The following is a 13,676-nucleotide window of genomic DNA, read 5'->3' as shown; positions in this document are numbered from 1 at the left end:
GGAAAGGGGGACGAGAGATTTAATTATTATGTACTGCTGCTATAGAATTATCCATTAAAGATTAAGATCAAGAACATTGCTTGCTTACTTCGTAACCTTCGCCATATTTCAAAGACTATTTATTACTATGATAGCTATTGTAAGTGAATTATTATTTATTAGTTAGTTAGTGCGTTCTTTGCACCAGCGAAGCTGTAATGTTTTTATCTTAGTACTGTTATTAGTTTAATTAAGGTTAGTCATCTTTAAGGTTCTTCTCTTTATAGTTCGTCAATAGCACTCATAAAACAGGTGATTTATAATCACAAATTTAGGGATTAACAAAAGTAGTTGATATGATTGGGTTTCTGAAAGTCACAAATTAAGGGATTAACCCTAAATGAACCTGTACGATTTTTGACGCCTGCACTGAATTGAGTTAATCCCTGAAATGAGTACTTGTTAATCACTCCATATAGGGATTATTAAAAATGGGATTATTAAAGTTCGTGAAGTACTGGTATTACTGACTTTCCATCCTTTTAAAGCCACAAGGATTAACAACCGAAATGAGGGCTTACTGTCTATGAATAAATTTAAAGATCCAGCTATCACCATACTAATTTTAACAGTAGTTAGTTATGGCTTGGTTTATGTTTATCAAAGGGGTTACAAAAGCTATTACAAGTTGCCAGAAACCTTTATCGAAATAGACACAAATACAATGACCTCATATCTATTTAGTGCTTTTGTACTTTTTATACTATTAGCAGCAACTTGGGAATGGACGAAAGTAGCTTATTTCCTATTGGTTAGGTTAAGACCGATTGAAAGATTTGTTCAGTCAGAATATATTAACGCTTTTAGAAGAGTCAGTACGCCTTTTGCTGTATTTATTACCGTTATAATACTTATGATCGCAGCTTCATCTGTATTAGGTCAATATACTGCATCAAATACCGAAGAGTATATGGTTATAAAAGAGAAAGAACATCTATTTGTCGTAATCACCTCATATAAAGATTCGCTAATCATTGCACCTTTAGATTTGGAAAAGGAATCGATAACACCAACGTTTAAAGCTATTGAGACGAAAGAATTAAAGGATGCAGAAACGATCCATTTCGAAAATGGCTTGAAGGTGAAAGATATGAGAAATAGTAAGGATTTAACTGAATAAAACTATCCTTGTAGAAATTATAAATTTTCTTACTGTTATAAAGGTGACACTATTTGTACTTATTAACTAGAGATATCCATTGGGGATGCTAGTTAGTAACCTGAGGGATTATTATATTAATTTGACTGTGCATGTCCCAAAACTGTTTTCAATTGCAAGTACTTTCATATACGGGCGAACGAAGTCCAAAAAAAACTTTGGAGGTACGACAATGAAAACTAATTTTGAATGCTTTATCAATAATGAGGAACGACTTATTCTGGATGTGGTCTATGCCAAGACGGATGAAAAACGCTTAATAGCTTTGTCACGTTTAATGGAGTCAAAAAACTGGTATGAAGACTGTGATGTGGAACTTTCAGAGGCAGAGGAAGAACTGTTACGAAAAATTGAGTTACTGGATGAAGACTGACTTGTTTACACAGTACATCCGTAACGCCCTCACATGCCTATTCTAAGGTGTTTAAATTTAAAAAAAGTAGTTAATAGGGCGAAATGCTAACGCCCTCCTATCGGCTTTATAGACACGTTATTTTGTGTGAATCCCTGTGAACCCTTTTGATTTTTCAGCCATTATTTCAAGGTACATTGTCACCAATAAGCAGCAATCGTTCATGACAGAACGGTATATGAAATTGTAGAAACAGCGGTTAGGCAATATTTGAAGGAATTGAAAAAGCAATAAATTTTCATCTATGACCTGTTTATGAGGGGGGTCTAACAGACAAGTATATTAGGAAAGTCATTTATGGTTTTCTACGGACGGTAGACATTGGTATTCTTCCTTTGATTAAAGTGTTGGGCTTAGTGCTTGACGCTTTTTTTATGCCGTCAAGTGCAATTTATTTGTATCCAACTATAAGAGAGGTGAAACAGCATGCAAGATTATCACTTGGACTATCGTTATTTGAAGCAAGTGAGATTACTACGTTCTTTGACATTGAAGGACATGGAGAAATACATGGGCGTGGATTATTCAGTTCTTAGCCGAATTGAAAACGGACAGCTGCCATTCACAGAAATTAATTCAAATCGGTTTCTATTAGCTTGTCAGAAACTACTTTTGAATGATTCAGAGGTTACCGCAATACGAAAGACTATTGAATTACGTGAAGAATATCAAACACAAAGGGGAAATGGAAAATGATTATCAAAACAGACCGCAAGGAAATCGACAAAAGTATCAAAGAATTGAAATTGTTCAACGAAGCACCAAAAGCCCTCCAAGCTTACAAGGAAGAGGTTGCTAATATCGAAGCAGAGGAAGCGTTCATTCGTGAAGAGTTAGCGAAGTTGGAAAAGGAACTTGCTGATAACCTTGCTTCACAGGAAGTTGCCGGTGTAGGTCAAAAAGTGTACTTGAAAATGCAGGAAATTGATGTGGCTAAGAAAATCGAATTAACGAAAGGTGTCCTTGCTGAAACAACTGCCAGTAAACTAACTTCCAAGATTAAACATGCACCTTTAATTCGTACTGCAATTGGAGAAGATCGTGGGGCAAATAGTGAGTTCTTCGATATTAACGCCATGGTTGAGACATATAAATACGACCTTTTAAAAGCACTCTCTGATATGGGTCAGGAAGTTACCAAGCAATACAATGAGATTAGGGACGATGTATGGGACGTTATCCAAGACGATGCAGTGGTAGAGGCGATGGGCCATGGCACACAAATCAGATACGCATTCGATAGAAATGTGTTTTACCCGTCATTGTCTAGCGAAGATATTGTACTTCACCGTTCTCATATACAACAAGCTGGACAAGGAACTGAACCTACGATGACTCAAAAAGTCAAAGAAGCTAAGGGGATTGATGACAAATGACATTACTTGATAATGCAGTGAAGTGGAATCCAAACGTATTAGAAGAGTTGAAGAATGGCAATAAGGAAGTACTTCAAGAGTTACCTCCTGTATTGGCTTTGCAGTACGGTGTAGCAATGCAGAATGAACTTCTAGGGTCTGACTATGTAGACACCGCATCTCCTATTGATAACAAGGCGGTCGAACAAGCACTGATTGAACGCCTGAAGACAAGCGAAGTTAAGGAAGAATTGGTTAAACGTATTGAAGCTGAGAACGCTGAATTTGAGAACAAAGTAGAAGCGGCCAAGTTAATTACGGATTTAATCAATAACTAAAGATACCAACAAACCGACCCTGCCAGTTAATCTGGTGGGTTCTTCTATTTTAAGGGGAAAGGAAGTGGCACAAATGGAACGAGGTCATAAAAACACTGTTATCGCATGTTCTAAGCTTGCCGAAAAGAACTGTACTAATTTCTTCAACGGCAAATGTTTAGGTGAACAAAGGTGTCCTGTAGTTAACGGTTCAATTAGTAAAGGATTGCGGTGTCCATACTTCGAAGCAGCCGTTTTGCCAAGTGACGAACAGCTACAAGAAGAGTATCAAGTACAGATCTTAAAACAGAGTACCAGTTATTCATCTAAGAAGTGCAAAGGATGCAACAGAATCTTTAAAACTGACAATTACCGTGTGCAGTATTGCGGTGATACTTGCAAGTCAATATCCAATAGGAATAACAAGCGTTTATATGCTACTAAAAGTAGAAAATCAGCTATTAAAGAATAGCGTCATATCAACGTTTCTAAGGGCTTAAAACTAGAGGTAGCTACCTAGGTATTCAAATCCCGAAAAAAGGGGGCTGATCTTCGATATAAGGGGGAATTAACATGGCAAATAGTAAGAAGAAACGTAAACGCATGAAGCGACAACTTAAACAGAGATTCAAACAAACGTCAGGTACAGTCCTTGTCTCCATTGAACCAGAGAAAGAGTATAAGGCCCATCTGCTATACCTTGGAAAATATGAGGTCGAGAATCGTGCGTACCAAAAGGATTTAGATAAAAGATATTTTGGCAAGGTGCAACCCATAGAACGGTTTGTAAATCAGAAGGCCATCATTCTCCATGAGTGTAGCGAATGTTTCAAGAGATTCTATTCCAGACCAAAATGGTTACTGACAAAAGAAGATCAGCGTCATGTTTGTTATTCCTCTTCAATTCCAACAGGAGATACCAAGCGATATAACCGGATTGTAACCGCCCAGGATATAGCTAAAATGATTTTACTTGCAGAACAAGGGATTAGTAGGTCAAAGATTGCTATTGAAGTTGGTGTGAGTCGACCAACATCGATAAAGTACCTGAAACAAGCAGGGGTTAAGTGAATTTACTTAATTTCTGCTTTTTTTCTTTTGTCTTAATAAGTCCTCAAAAAACTGGTGAAATTTTTTAAAAGGGTAGTCAATGTATTTTACTAGCCCAAACCATAAGTACCTCTTCACCATTTCAAACCAACAATACAATCACCCATCAAGTTTAGGATAAGTTGCGTAGAACCTCCCTCAGCAACATCCTTAACTAGACTCACTTAATGTTAGTCTCGTTGTGATTTCAGTAACCACCCTTAAGTTTACCAGTAACTTCCATCTAATACTTTCAAAACTGATAGCTATATTTTTCAGACAGCAGACGGCAGGTATGGGAAGGGTCGCCCCACCCATGTACCCCTTCCAAGCCTCATTGGAGTAACTGTGATGTGATCTACTATTGTTAGTTCTTTCTATATATCATTGTTCTTTATTCGTTTCTTATCGCTTTTGTTGTCGCTGTTGTATTATCTGTCCTTCCTTGCATTCACTGTTGGGCTGTATCGGGCTTATGTTAGGTGGTTAACAGTGCTTTTACTTGTGACTGTCAGGCGTGATTTACAAGACCCCCACCACTTGGGGTTTGTTTTTGCCGTGTCACTTTTTGATCTTTTAATATCTCTGCCACTGTATCATGGTCTATTATGTCATCCCCAATGTTAATCCGTGAATCAGGTAAGTATTCTGCTGTATCTTCTTTAAGGTAGGGTATTCTTTTCAAACTCACTAGGTTTAGTTCTTAGTTTCCTTGTTAAATCAATTCCACATTAAATGCGTACTCTTCCCAAGCTTTTTCAACTTGTAGAATATAAGTTACCTTTTAAGGTCTGTTTTCCCTAATCTCTTCTAATTGACCCACAAAATGTTATAATTGTAGTGGGTTGAATATACTATTGTTAATATAATTGGAGGGTACTAATGTTGGATTTTTTTAAACAATATTCTGTTACTATATTTGGTATTTTGCTATCGGCATTCCTTTCTACTTTATTCTTTTTCAAAAACAAAAAGAAAAAGTTGTTGGCGTATGAGGTGGAGTTTGCAAAACCAGTTGTTGAAAAGTTAAATCATGATATTAAAATTTATTATAAGAATAATACAGAAATAACAGATACTTTAACTATGGTTTCAGTTAAGTTTATAAATAGTGGTAACGAACCTATTAAAAGGGATGATTTCGAGAAGGATATTATCCTAAAATTTAATAATGAAAATAATACTAAATTGCCAATGGTATATGAGATTAATGTTAACAAAACAAAACCAGTAGATTTAGACATTGAGGTTTTTAACGAAGATTTTGGGAAAAATACTGGGTTTAAACCGTTATTACTTAATCCTAAGGATGAATTTACTATTAATTTACTTATGACGAATTTCCAAAACCTAGCAATATCTGGACGTCTAGTAGGTGGTAACGTTGATATATATAAAAGATCCCAAAAAGAATTATTTAACAATTTAAATCCACACTTTGTACTTGTTTTATTAATGGTAGTTACGTTTTTTACTGGCTTCATTGATATGACCAACTTGGGTCAAAGTATTTTAGACTATTTCAAATAAATCTACTTCGCCGTATATCTCCACTAATTCTAATATTATTAAGATTTTTTATTTTTTAGGTAATATTGTATACATGGGTTGTCACCCCTGATATTGTTTGAACGCTTCCTTTTTCAACCTCGTTTGTACTAAAGTTGATTAGCAGCGAGTGAATGTTCAAAAAAAATATTAAAAAAATCTGCTATAAATAGTCGATAAAGGTACACCATAATAGACGGTAAAGAAACAACTTAGATAGCGTCTATTAAGTGGTTGAAATAAACCTTTATAAACGTCTATAAACTAATTGACCTTTATGTACGGTTGGTGTATATTAAGACTTATCAAATAGACAAAGGGCGGTTTTCATGGGAATCAATTTCGGCTATGTACGGGTATCATCAAAGGAACAGAATTTAGATAGACAGCTAGAAGCTTTAAAGTCCTATGTAACGGACGAAAAATACATATACAGTGATAAGGCAAGCGGTAAGGATATGGAACGTGAGGGATTTCAGAACATGCTTAAAGCTATGAGGGCTGGCGATACACTTTTCATTAAGTCTATTGACCGTCTAGGACGTAATAAAGACCTGATTAAGAGTTACTTAGAACACTTCAAAAAAGAAGGAATCAGGGTTAAAATTATCGACCTTCCTACCACTATGCAGGACGTACCAGCAGGAAACGAATGGGTTATCGACATGATTAACAACATCATCATAGAGGTTTATACGTCAATGGCTGAACAGGAAAGAGTTAATATTAAACAGCGTCAATCTGAGGGAATAGCGGTTGCTAAAGCTAAAGGTAAGCATTTAGGTAGACCGGTGATGGAACTTCCTAAAGAGTGGGACAAGTTGTACAAGGAATGGAAAGCTGGGAAGATCACAGCTGTTAAGTTCATGGAAGAAGTGGACATGAAGAAAGCTACATTTTATAAGAAGGTGAAAGAATACGAGGCGACACTCTGACCAGTGTTAGCCTTTTTTTGCTTGCAGGGAGGACATTGTGCGTAAAAAGGTTTTCAGATTGGCTGTGTAAATAGGGCGTGGAAGAGATGCAGGTTGGTAATTAACCCGTACTGGATTCGCACACATTTACACAAGTGATAAATCGTAACTATTCTTATTTACCAAAGCTTCAGCCCCTCTTAGCTGGTTGTGCAGAGGTAAAATAAAAACACCCTGAAGATGGGTGCTTCGTTACTTCTCACTGTACCTGTAATTTAATCTTACTAATTATATGCTTATTGTAACGAATCTTTATTCTAAGGTTCTCTTCTAATTCGTATTGCGTTTGACCTTCTAATTTTTCTAAGCTACTGACGATCTCATTATAACCACTATGAACTTTAAACTTTTCAATCTCCTTATTGCTACTAGATTGAAAAAATATTTCTGACAGAATGCCCCTCTTTGCGAGTAGCATTTCTCTTTCATTTAGGAATTTATCCAAACTACGTTGATGTTCTACATTCTCTCTCTCTAATTCCTCTTGCCATGTTCTTAAGTATTGTGATTCTTCCATTTTCATCACTCCTCCATTTCACCTACTTTAATTCGGCAGGGAGGGCGTAAATTCCTATAAAATCACAAGAATATTTTTCCACACTAGTCAATTCTAGGTAAAATATAGTATGATAGAAATCAGTTCTCTTGAAGGAATTTCTTAAGAGGAAGAGGTTCTGCTTCGGCAGTAATCAGGCCCTTTCTAAAGGGTGAAGGCAAATGAACATCAAAATGGAATTTAAGATGTCTCTACGAATCCCAACTCCAAGTAAGATTAACTTAGGGCTAGCGATAGCAATAATCGATCTTGCGGTAAATCTGCTTAGCCTGTAATGGGCTAGGCTTTTTACTTATTATTTATATTTGAGGATATGAATCTAATAAAAAATACACCTGGAGTTTTTTATGAATTTTTTTTACTTTTTAGTATATTAATTATTTTATTTGCTTGAGTATGATACTCTGGTTCTAATTGGGATGCAAACCTGTTAAATTCTGATAACTCAGAACCATAGATATCATCGAGGTTTTCGGCACTCTCTTGTAACTTCGATAAGATGCTATCAATACCTCCTGTATCTGCTTCTACAAAAATATTTCCAGCCTCTAAATAACTGGTAAATGCATTAAAGTAAATTTCTGTTTCAAAATCCAGGTCTCCTTCTAACTGATACAGTAACCCTCTCATTTCTAAAATATCCCTTTTAATAGTAATTTGATTTTCACCTATATGATCTACCTTAAATTTTAATTCCATCTTCTGCTTTTCAAGTGATAATGTAAGGCTTTTATTTAACTCCTCTTTTAATTCAGAAAGTGAGTTAGTTTTAATATCCAGGATTACTGCTGTTTTAATTTTTTCAATTTCATCTTCTCTAAACTTTCTCATAGTAAAAAAGTTTGCAGTCAGGAATATAACCAATATAGTTATGATACTTGTTAACGCCCAAAACAGCATTTCTTTATAACTCTTATTTTGTTCGACAAAAACATTAATTAAATCATTTACTTCCATTAACAATCCCTCTTTTCACCTACCCTTAATTCGACAGGGAGGGGGTAATTACCTGCTATTCCCATAGTAAAAAAGCACCCGTAATGAATGCTTAAGATGATTGTTTAGCTTTTTCTTCAGTTTCCTCAAAGTGACTATACGATAACTCTTTGTATATGACCCTATTTAATAATTTTATTTTTTTCTTTATATTTTTATTTTTCTCCTTAAAGAAAGAAGGAGTGAATATATTTTTTTTAAATTGAGATTCAAATTCTGATTTTACCATCTTTATTTCATCCAATATATTCAGACAAGATGCTGAAACCTCTTCTGATAAATATATTTGATTTATTGTAAAATACTCATTTATTTCATTTTTTCTAAGGGAAACTTTAAAGGCTTGTTCATCCCTCTGGGTTATTTCTACTTCATCTAATCCATCAAAATTGTATACTTTATCAAGTTGATTTTCATCTACCCTAACAAGTTTACTTACTTTATTGGTAAGTAAAAACAATTCACCAAAAGTGTTATACAATTGATGAAATATCTCTGGATAAATAGTATGTTTCTTTATTGCATACGCTTCAAAATCGAATAATTTTCTAGTTAAGTCATACTTGGCTTTTTCGGTCATAACAGCCAATTCTTTCTTGTGATCTTCTAATTTCTTATTGAGTTCTTGTTTATGGTTTTCTAATTCTGCATTGAAATAGGAATCTATTTTCTTCTGGATATGGTACTTAATTAAAAATCCTAATCCTGCAATAACGGCAGTATAGCTAAAGTATTTATAAATCCACTCCATATGTCAGTCCCCTTTACTTACTTTTCCATTTAATTCGACTAAAAGGGACTATATTCCTGCTAACTGCTACCCTTTAGTGAAAAAGCAACCGTAATAGGTGCTACTTATAATAGGTTAAAGTAAATGAATCTTCAAAGAATGACTTTGTACTTATTTATAGTTACTATCAACAATTTCACAGGAGGGATTTTGCCTATTTCTCTCGAATATTTAATGTGAGGTGGGGAAATAGTGAATTCTGAATTTCAAGTTATCCGCTGGGGTATACCAGGATGGATATTTTTTATGACAGTTTTGATATTTAAGTTATCAGTTGTAGGTTACGATTTAATGTCAATAGTAAATAAATTTACTAATCCAGCAGCAGTAGCTGGTTTAGCTGCCTTTACTGTAGGTTTAGGTGTACCCTTGGGTTATATTCTGTATCAAGTATATTACGGATTTAAATGGCGGATTATGAAAACAAAAACAGTCCTTATAGCTACTCAAGACATTCCTGAACTACCCATGCTTCTTTCTAATAAAAATGGTCTTGAATTGTGGCATTCCATTGAAGGACACTTTGATACTCTAATGACAATACATACTTATGGAAAAAAAATATCTTATAAAGATTTAACAAGAAGATATAACTCTTTTAGTAATAGAACATCTAGAATACATGGTTTAGGTGCTTCTGTGGTTGCTATGGTAACTGGCTTTATACTTTTTTTTATAACTACAGAAAATCGTGCTTCCTTTCTAGATAATAACTTATTTCTATTAACCTTTGCTTCTTACTTAATATGTTTATTTGCTGTTATTATAAATTACCGAAAGCAAAATAAATTTACCTTTGTACAACTCAATCAGATTATGAGGGATATAATCAATGCTGAAGATAAAAAGAATAAAAATAACAAGGCTGAAAAAAATGATAATGAAGACGAGGGTGAAGAAGAAGAAGAGGAAGAAGGGGAAAAAAGTAGTTAATAAATACATAACTCAGCTAAAGCCTCGTGTTCGGGTATACACCCTCATCAGTATAGATTCTATTACTTTAATAATCCTAGAATAAATGCCAAAGTAACATGGAAAGGGGTAGCCGTTTTTTTGGCTATCCCTTGGAGTGTTATTTAGGGTGTTTTCAACTAGGATTATAATTATATTTATATTTATCTTTCTTATAAGGAAATACTCGAAAAACCCAGTGATACCAAGGGTTTCAGCGTTTGTTTGCTAGGTAGTGTCTAGCAATGATTTATGACTAAATCTCGTTGTTTAAGTATTGTTCTAACAGTGTTCTCATTCGTATAGAAGGAATATATACATGTATGGTCTGGTCAGTACGAATACGGCTGCGAAACAACCATTGAAGTAGTTCTGATAATGCGAATAAATCAACATTTATTTCTACATCATGTTTGCTAAAGAAGTTTTTTATCACAGGACTGGTATACCTGTTAGCTATATAGATACAAGTGCTTTTATGCTGATAATCATTAGTAGCACGTGCATTTACACTGACAAAGTGATCTTTTAATCCTGATGGAGTAACCTTATCTCTAAACTCTTGAAAGGTAGTCCACATAACTTCTTCAGTGGGGACATTGCATTTATGTCGGTAAAAATTGTAGGCACAGTTTCGGATAACCTTTTTTGTTTCAGTATTCATAGTCTTTTTCTTTAAATCAGAGACACTAAGTGAAGACTGTTTCTTTCCAATCTTATTTATATCTATCTTATCTCTAGGTGATGAGTAATAAATGTTGATTAGGTTCTTTAAATGTGAACGATTCTCCTCTTGATAGGGGATGTATGAAGAAAGTTTATATTCCTCGTTTGTGCTTATTACAGATTTATAATTGTAATTGAGACCAAATAGATCAAAGTAAGCCCGTTGAATTTGTCCATTAAACATGTAAGTTAGGATAAAAACTTCCTCAAAGCATTTAAAGGTTTCAACTGGAAACGTCCAGTAAATAGCTATAGGTTCACTAGCATCATCCTCATACATCATGAGGTTGCCTGAATTAGCTAGATTACGGATCTTTTCGAAGTAACCCTGTTGATAGTCCACTTGTTCCCATGACACAATCCCTTTTATGTCCACTTTAATAACCTTATTCTGTATAAGCATTTTTAAATCATCCTTGGAAAGCTTAACTTGTTCAATAACATCCATAACTTCATCCAAAATCAAAATGTAATTTTCCATCTCTAAAAGATCAATAACTTCACTATCGACACGTTTGAATAATGAGTGAGTAGATACAATGTTTTCCCCGTCAGCGATAAGGCGTTTAATATCCTCTAGCTTTGTTTCACCAGCACTATCACCATCTGGCTGCTTGAAATCACGGTTAACAGAAGAGAGTACCCGTTCCACTTCAGTTTTAAAAGGTGTGATGTAAATAAATTTTTGGAAAATTGGTGCTTCATTCATATACTGAATTGCCCAGCTAGTCTTTCCACTGCCCATAATGGAATCGGCAATGTTAATGTTTTTTTGCGTTGGTATTTTCAACAACATATATAATCTTCCTCTTCATGTGTGTTTTTGTAAGAGTTAACTTACCTATATATTTACTTGCAAATTTCACATGAATTGGGACAACGTATGCTTAAGCTAGTTCATAAATTCAACAATTAAACATAATATGTTTTTGTTGTTTTAGATTTTTCTTGACTTTAGGTTTTGGTTTACTCTGAATTAACAAGATTGTCTAGGAAACATTGGACAAAAGAATGATTACCTTTACAGCACTCAAAAAAATAAAGTGCTGAAAAAGCAGGCATTCTTAGAAACTGAATTGAACTGAGTTGTTGAGGGTTCCACCGTATCACCTTGTTTGAATGCTAGAATATCTTCATCAACAGACTTTTTACACATTATGCTTGTCCAACGTGCCGAATGTTATCGTTTGTCTGTTGCTACCTGTGCCTTAACACACCAAGCAACCAACCGAACCGTTAATGGTCGTTCTCACCTAGTAACCACCAGCAAACAAGGAAAGCTGTAAATGTGATTACGACTGTATTTTCTGCATTGGCTACAACCAGTACCTTTCAAGGTTTGATTTACTTGCTATTAGTAGGCATTCCAGCAAGAGGACAACTAACAGGATGCCTTAAAAAAGACAATACTTAATACGCCTTGCATTAACGAAATTTTTTCGATAAGATGAAGGTAATTAACAGACTGATAGCTGTTCAGTTATTCAGTTTTGTAGGTTATTTTTCTCGGCACAGTGCTGGTGACACTGTGTCTTTTTCTGTTTTTAACGATTGCTACGCTTCATATACTTTCTCACTGGTGAAAACTTAGAGTGCTGATCCTTGATGTGTACGTCATCCAATTGAACATATTTTCTTGTGGTTGTGATATTTGAGTGGTCAACAATCTTCTGTAAGGTGAATAAGTCACCACCATTCAATATGTAATTACGGATAAAAGTATGTCGAAATCTGTGTGGATGTACCTTTGGTATTCCTAATGCTGTTCCAACTTTGTGCAATCTTCTTCGGATTGTGTCACCAGTCAATGGTTCACCGTAAGCGTTCATAAATAGTGTTTCATGGTCTCCAAAATACCCGATACATTCATCGTGTAGCTTTCTAAGTTCTCGCATTACTTCACGGCTTACAGGGATGTGACGACCTTTTCTGTTTTTATTTATTTCTGGTGGTATAAAGATTGATGATTCTTTAAAATCCATATTAGAAATCTTGGTTGAAATAGCTTCGTTAATTCGCATCCCAGTATCAAGCAAAAGCAAAACTAAAAGCTTATCTCGCCATTCACCATAATTACGTTCATTAAAGTAATTCAAAATCATAGTTACTTCTTCATCCGAAAAACCCTTTACTTCTTCTTCAGCATCCAGTTTAAGATTCTTGATATTCTTCATTGGATTATCAGGCGTTATTCCTTCTTCAAACCAGAATTTACACATTGTTCGTAACGTACGTAACCTTATATTTATTGTGTTTACTGATAAAGTAGTGGTTTTCTCACGCTGTTCATCGCCTGCATAAGCCTTCTTATTTTTTGAAAAAGTGATATATTCTCTTATTAAGGAAGGGGATAGATCGCTAACGTAATTAAAAGACGGATGATAAACAGATAAGTATTCCGTTAAATACCTAATGTGCCGTACATATTCGCCTAATGTTCGCTGTCGGACACCTTCAGCAACTTTTGCACGGAGAAAAATATCTAAGGCTTCTTGCAGTGTGTATTCAATCGTGAAACTTTCCGTAGCCTTACTGTCCAATTTCCGTTCCTTTAACGCAGTTCCACGCTGTTTAATAACTTGTTTCTTCATGAAAAAAAGCACCTCCAGACATAGAAAAATAATAGTGAAATGGAATATCACTGTTTCCTACGTACAGAAATGCTTTTATCCTACATGCAATTTACGGCTTTTACGGTCATACCAACAGAAAAAACCCTGTTATAACACGGAGAAACCGCTTTATAACAGGGCTTATAAACTTT

At 34.8% G+C, this 13,676-nt stretch carries 16 protein-coding genes; 10 read left to right on the top strand and 6 right to left on the bottom strand.

The features are described 5' to 3' along the window. Positions 1–565 precede the first annotated feature (565 nt). The 7 genes from ACFVS1_RS20140 (at position 566) to ACFVS1_RS20110 (ending at position 4,353) form a co-directional block, all read left to right on the top strand. Positions 566–1,159 (top strand): hypothetical protein, encoded by a 594-nt coding sequence (locus ACFVS1_RS20140; protein WP_387549988.1) that lies wholly within the window; start codon positions 566–568, stop codon positions 1,157–1,159. A gap of 211 nt (positions 1,160–1,370) precedes the next feature. Then, a complete protein-coding gene (locus ACFVS1_RS20135) occupies positions 1,371–1,571 on the top strand; it encodes a hypothetical protein (protein ID WP_387549986.1) in 201 nt (66 codons plus the stop codon). A gap of 465 nt (positions 1,572–2,036) precedes the next feature. Continuing rightward, the gene (locus tag ACFVS1_RS20130; RefSeq protein ID WP_387549984.1) at positions 2,037–2,306 is read left to right on the top strand and encodes a helix-turn-helix domain-containing protein; all 270 of its coding nucleotides are present in this window, start codon (positions 2,037–2,039) and stop codon (positions 2,304–2,306) included. Further along, a complete protein-coding gene (locus ACFVS1_RS20125; RefSeq protein WP_387549982.1) occupies positions 2,303–2,986 on the top strand; it encodes a hypothetical protein in 684 nt (227 codons plus the stop codon). The genes ACFVS1_RS20130 and ACFVS1_RS20125 overlap by 4 nt, the downstream gene beginning before the upstream one ends. Then, on the top strand, positions 2,983–3,303 hold the full coding sequence (locus ACFVS1_RS20120; protein ID WP_387549980.1) for a hypothetical protein: 321 nt from the start codon (positions 2,983–2,985) through the stop codon (positions 3,301–3,303). The genes ACFVS1_RS20125 and ACFVS1_RS20120 overlap by 4 nt, the downstream gene beginning before the upstream one ends. 64 nt (positions 3,304–3,367) lie before the next feature. Next, the gene (locus tag ACFVS1_RS20115) at positions 3,368–3,754 is read left to right on the top strand and encodes a hypothetical protein (protein ID WP_387549978.1); all 387 of its coding nucleotides are present in this window, start codon (positions 3,368–3,370) and stop codon (positions 3,752–3,754) included. A 101-nt stretch (positions 3,755–3,855) separates the two neighbouring features. Further along, positions 3,856–4,353 carry a helix-turn-helix domain-containing protein gene (locus ACFVS1_RS20110; protein ID WP_387549976.1) on the top strand — a complete coding sequence of 166 codons (498 nt, stop codon included), beginning with the start codon at positions 3,856–3,858 and terminating at the stop codon, positions 4,351–4,353. 529 nt (positions 4,354–4,882) lie between these two features. On the opposite strand, the gene ACFVS1_RS20105 is transcribed toward ACFVS1_RS20110, so the two are convergent. Beyond that, positions 4,883–5,062, bottom strand: coding sequence for a hypothetical protein (locus tag ACFVS1_RS20105; RefSeq protein WP_387549974.1), 180 nt, complete (start codon positions 5,060–5,062; stop codon positions 4,883–4,885). A gap of 191 nt (positions 5,063–5,253) precedes the next feature. Between ACFVS1_RS20105 and ACFVS1_RS20100 the strand changes: the two genes are divergently transcribed. Together ACFVS1_RS20100 and ACFVS1_RS20095 are read left to right on the top strand one after the other, a co-directional pair. Then, a complete protein-coding gene (locus ACFVS1_RS20100; protein ID WP_387549972.1) occupies positions 5,254–5,901 on the top strand; it encodes a hypothetical protein in 648 nt (215 codons plus the stop codon). Positions 5,902–6,248: 347 nt separating this feature from the next. Beyond that, positions 6,249–6,854 carry a recombinase family protein gene (locus tag ACFVS1_RS20095; protein ID WP_387549970.1) on the top strand — a complete coding sequence of 202 codons (606 nt, stop codon included), beginning with the start codon at positions 6,249–6,251 and terminating at the stop codon, positions 6,852–6,854. 238 nt (positions 6,855–7,092) lie between these two features. Here the strand turns inward: ACFVS1_RS20095 and ACFVS1_RS20090 are convergent, their stop codons facing one another. From ACFVS1_RS20090 to ACFVS1_RS20080, 3 genes are all read right to left on the bottom strand, one after another. After that, entirely contained in the window at positions 7,093–7,410 is a 318-nt protein-coding gene (locus tag ACFVS1_RS20090) for a hypothetical protein (protein ID WP_387549968.1), read from the bottom strand. Between the two features lie 384 nt (positions 7,411–7,794). Further along, on the bottom strand, positions 7,795–8,406 hold the full coding sequence (locus ACFVS1_RS20085) for a hypothetical protein (RefSeq protein ID WP_387549966.1): 612 nt from the start codon (positions 8,404–8,406) through the stop codon (positions 7,795–7,797). A 91-nt stretch (positions 8,407–8,497) separates the two neighbouring features. Then, positions 8,498–9,196 carry a hypothetical protein gene (locus tag ACFVS1_RS20080; protein ID WP_387549964.1) on the bottom strand — a complete coding sequence of 233 codons (699 nt, stop codon included), beginning with the start codon at positions 9,194–9,196 and terminating at the stop codon, positions 8,498–8,500. 231 nt (positions 9,197–9,427) lie between these two features. Here ACFVS1_RS20080 and ACFVS1_RS20075 point away from each other — a divergent pair, with 231 nt between their 5' ends. Next, positions 9,428–10,168: a BA5345 family protein gene (locus ACFVS1_RS20075; RefSeq protein WP_387549962.1), complete on the top strand. Its 741-nt coding sequence runs from the start codon at positions 9,428–9,430 to the stop codon at positions 10,166–10,168. A gap of 274 nt (positions 10,169–10,442) precedes the next feature. On the opposite strand, the gene ACFVS1_RS20070 is transcribed toward ACFVS1_RS20075, so the two are convergent. After that, a complete protein-coding gene (locus ACFVS1_RS20070; RefSeq protein ID WP_387549960.1) occupies positions 10,443–11,708 on the bottom strand; it encodes a hypothetical protein in 1,266 nt (421 codons plus the stop codon). A gap of 748 nt (positions 11,709–12,456) precedes the next feature. Next, positions 12,457–13,503 (bottom strand): tyrosine-type recombinase/integrase, encoded by a 1,047-nt coding sequence (locus tag ACFVS1_RS20065; RefSeq protein WP_387549959.1) that lies wholly within the window; start codon positions 13,501–13,503, stop codon positions 12,457–12,459. Between the last annotated feature and the right edge of the window lie 173 nt (positions 13,504–13,676).

Origin of the sequence: Peribacillus sp. NPDC058075, assembly GCF_042885195.1 — a bacterium.
Taxonomy (GTDB): domain Bacteria; phylum Bacillota; class Bacilli; order Bacillales; family DSM-1321; genus Peribacillus.
The sequence above is the reverse complement of the archived record's forward strand: the minus strand, read 5'-3'. Positions and strand labels throughout refer to the sequence as shown.

Bases quoted from the DNA above. Each gene is read 5' to 3' on its own strand.
- ACFVS1_RS20140 (WP_387549988.1), top strand. From the start codon at position 566: ATGAATAAATTTAAAGATCCAGCTATCACCATACTAATTTTAACAGTA.
- ACFVS1_RS20135 (WP_387549986.1), top strand. From the start codon at position 1,371: ATGAAAACTAATTTTGAATGCTTTATCAATAATGAGGAACGACTTATT.
- ACFVS1_RS20130 (WP_387549984.1), top strand. From the start codon at position 2,037: ATGCAAGATTATCACTTGGACTATCGTTATTTGAAGCAAGTGAGATTA.
- ACFVS1_RS20125 (WP_387549982.1), top strand. From the start codon at position 2,303: ATGATTATCAAAACAGACCGCAAGGAAATCGACAAAAGTATCAAAGAA.
- ACFVS1_RS20120 (WP_387549980.1), top strand. From the start codon at position 2,983: ATGACATTACTTGATAATGCAGTGAAGTGGAATCCAAACGTATTAGAA.
- ACFVS1_RS20110 (WP_387549976.1), top strand. From the start codon at position 3,856: ATGGCAAATAGTAAGAAGAAACGTAAACGCATGAAGCGACAACTTAAA.
- ACFVS1_RS20100 (WP_387549972.1), top strand. From the start codon at position 5,254: ATGTTGGATTTTTTTAAACAATATTCTGTTACTATATTTGGTATTTTG.
- ACFVS1_RS20095 (WP_387549970.1), top strand. From the start codon at position 6,249: ATGGGAATCAATTTCGGCTATGTACGGGTATCATCAAAGGAACAGAAT.
- ACFVS1_RS20090 (WP_387549968.1), bottom strand. From the start codon at position 7,410: ATGGAAGAATCACAATACTTAAGAACATGGCAAGAGGAATTAGAGAGA.
- ACFVS1_RS20085 (WP_387549966.1), bottom strand. From the start codon at position 8,406: ATGGAAGTAAATGATTTAATTAATGTTTTTGTCGAACAAAATAAGAGT.
- ACFVS1_RS20080 (WP_387549964.1), bottom strand. From the start codon at position 9,196: ATGGAGTGGATTTATAAATACTTTAGCTATACTGCCGTTATTGCAGGA.
- ACFVS1_RS20070 (WP_387549960.1), bottom strand. From the start codon at position 11,708: ATGTTGTTGAAAATACCAACGCAAAAAAACATTAACATTGCCGATTCC.
- ACFVS1_RS20065 (WP_387549959.1), bottom strand. From the start codon at position 13,503: ATGAAGAAACAAGTTATTAAACAGCGTGGAACTGCGTTAAAGGAACGG.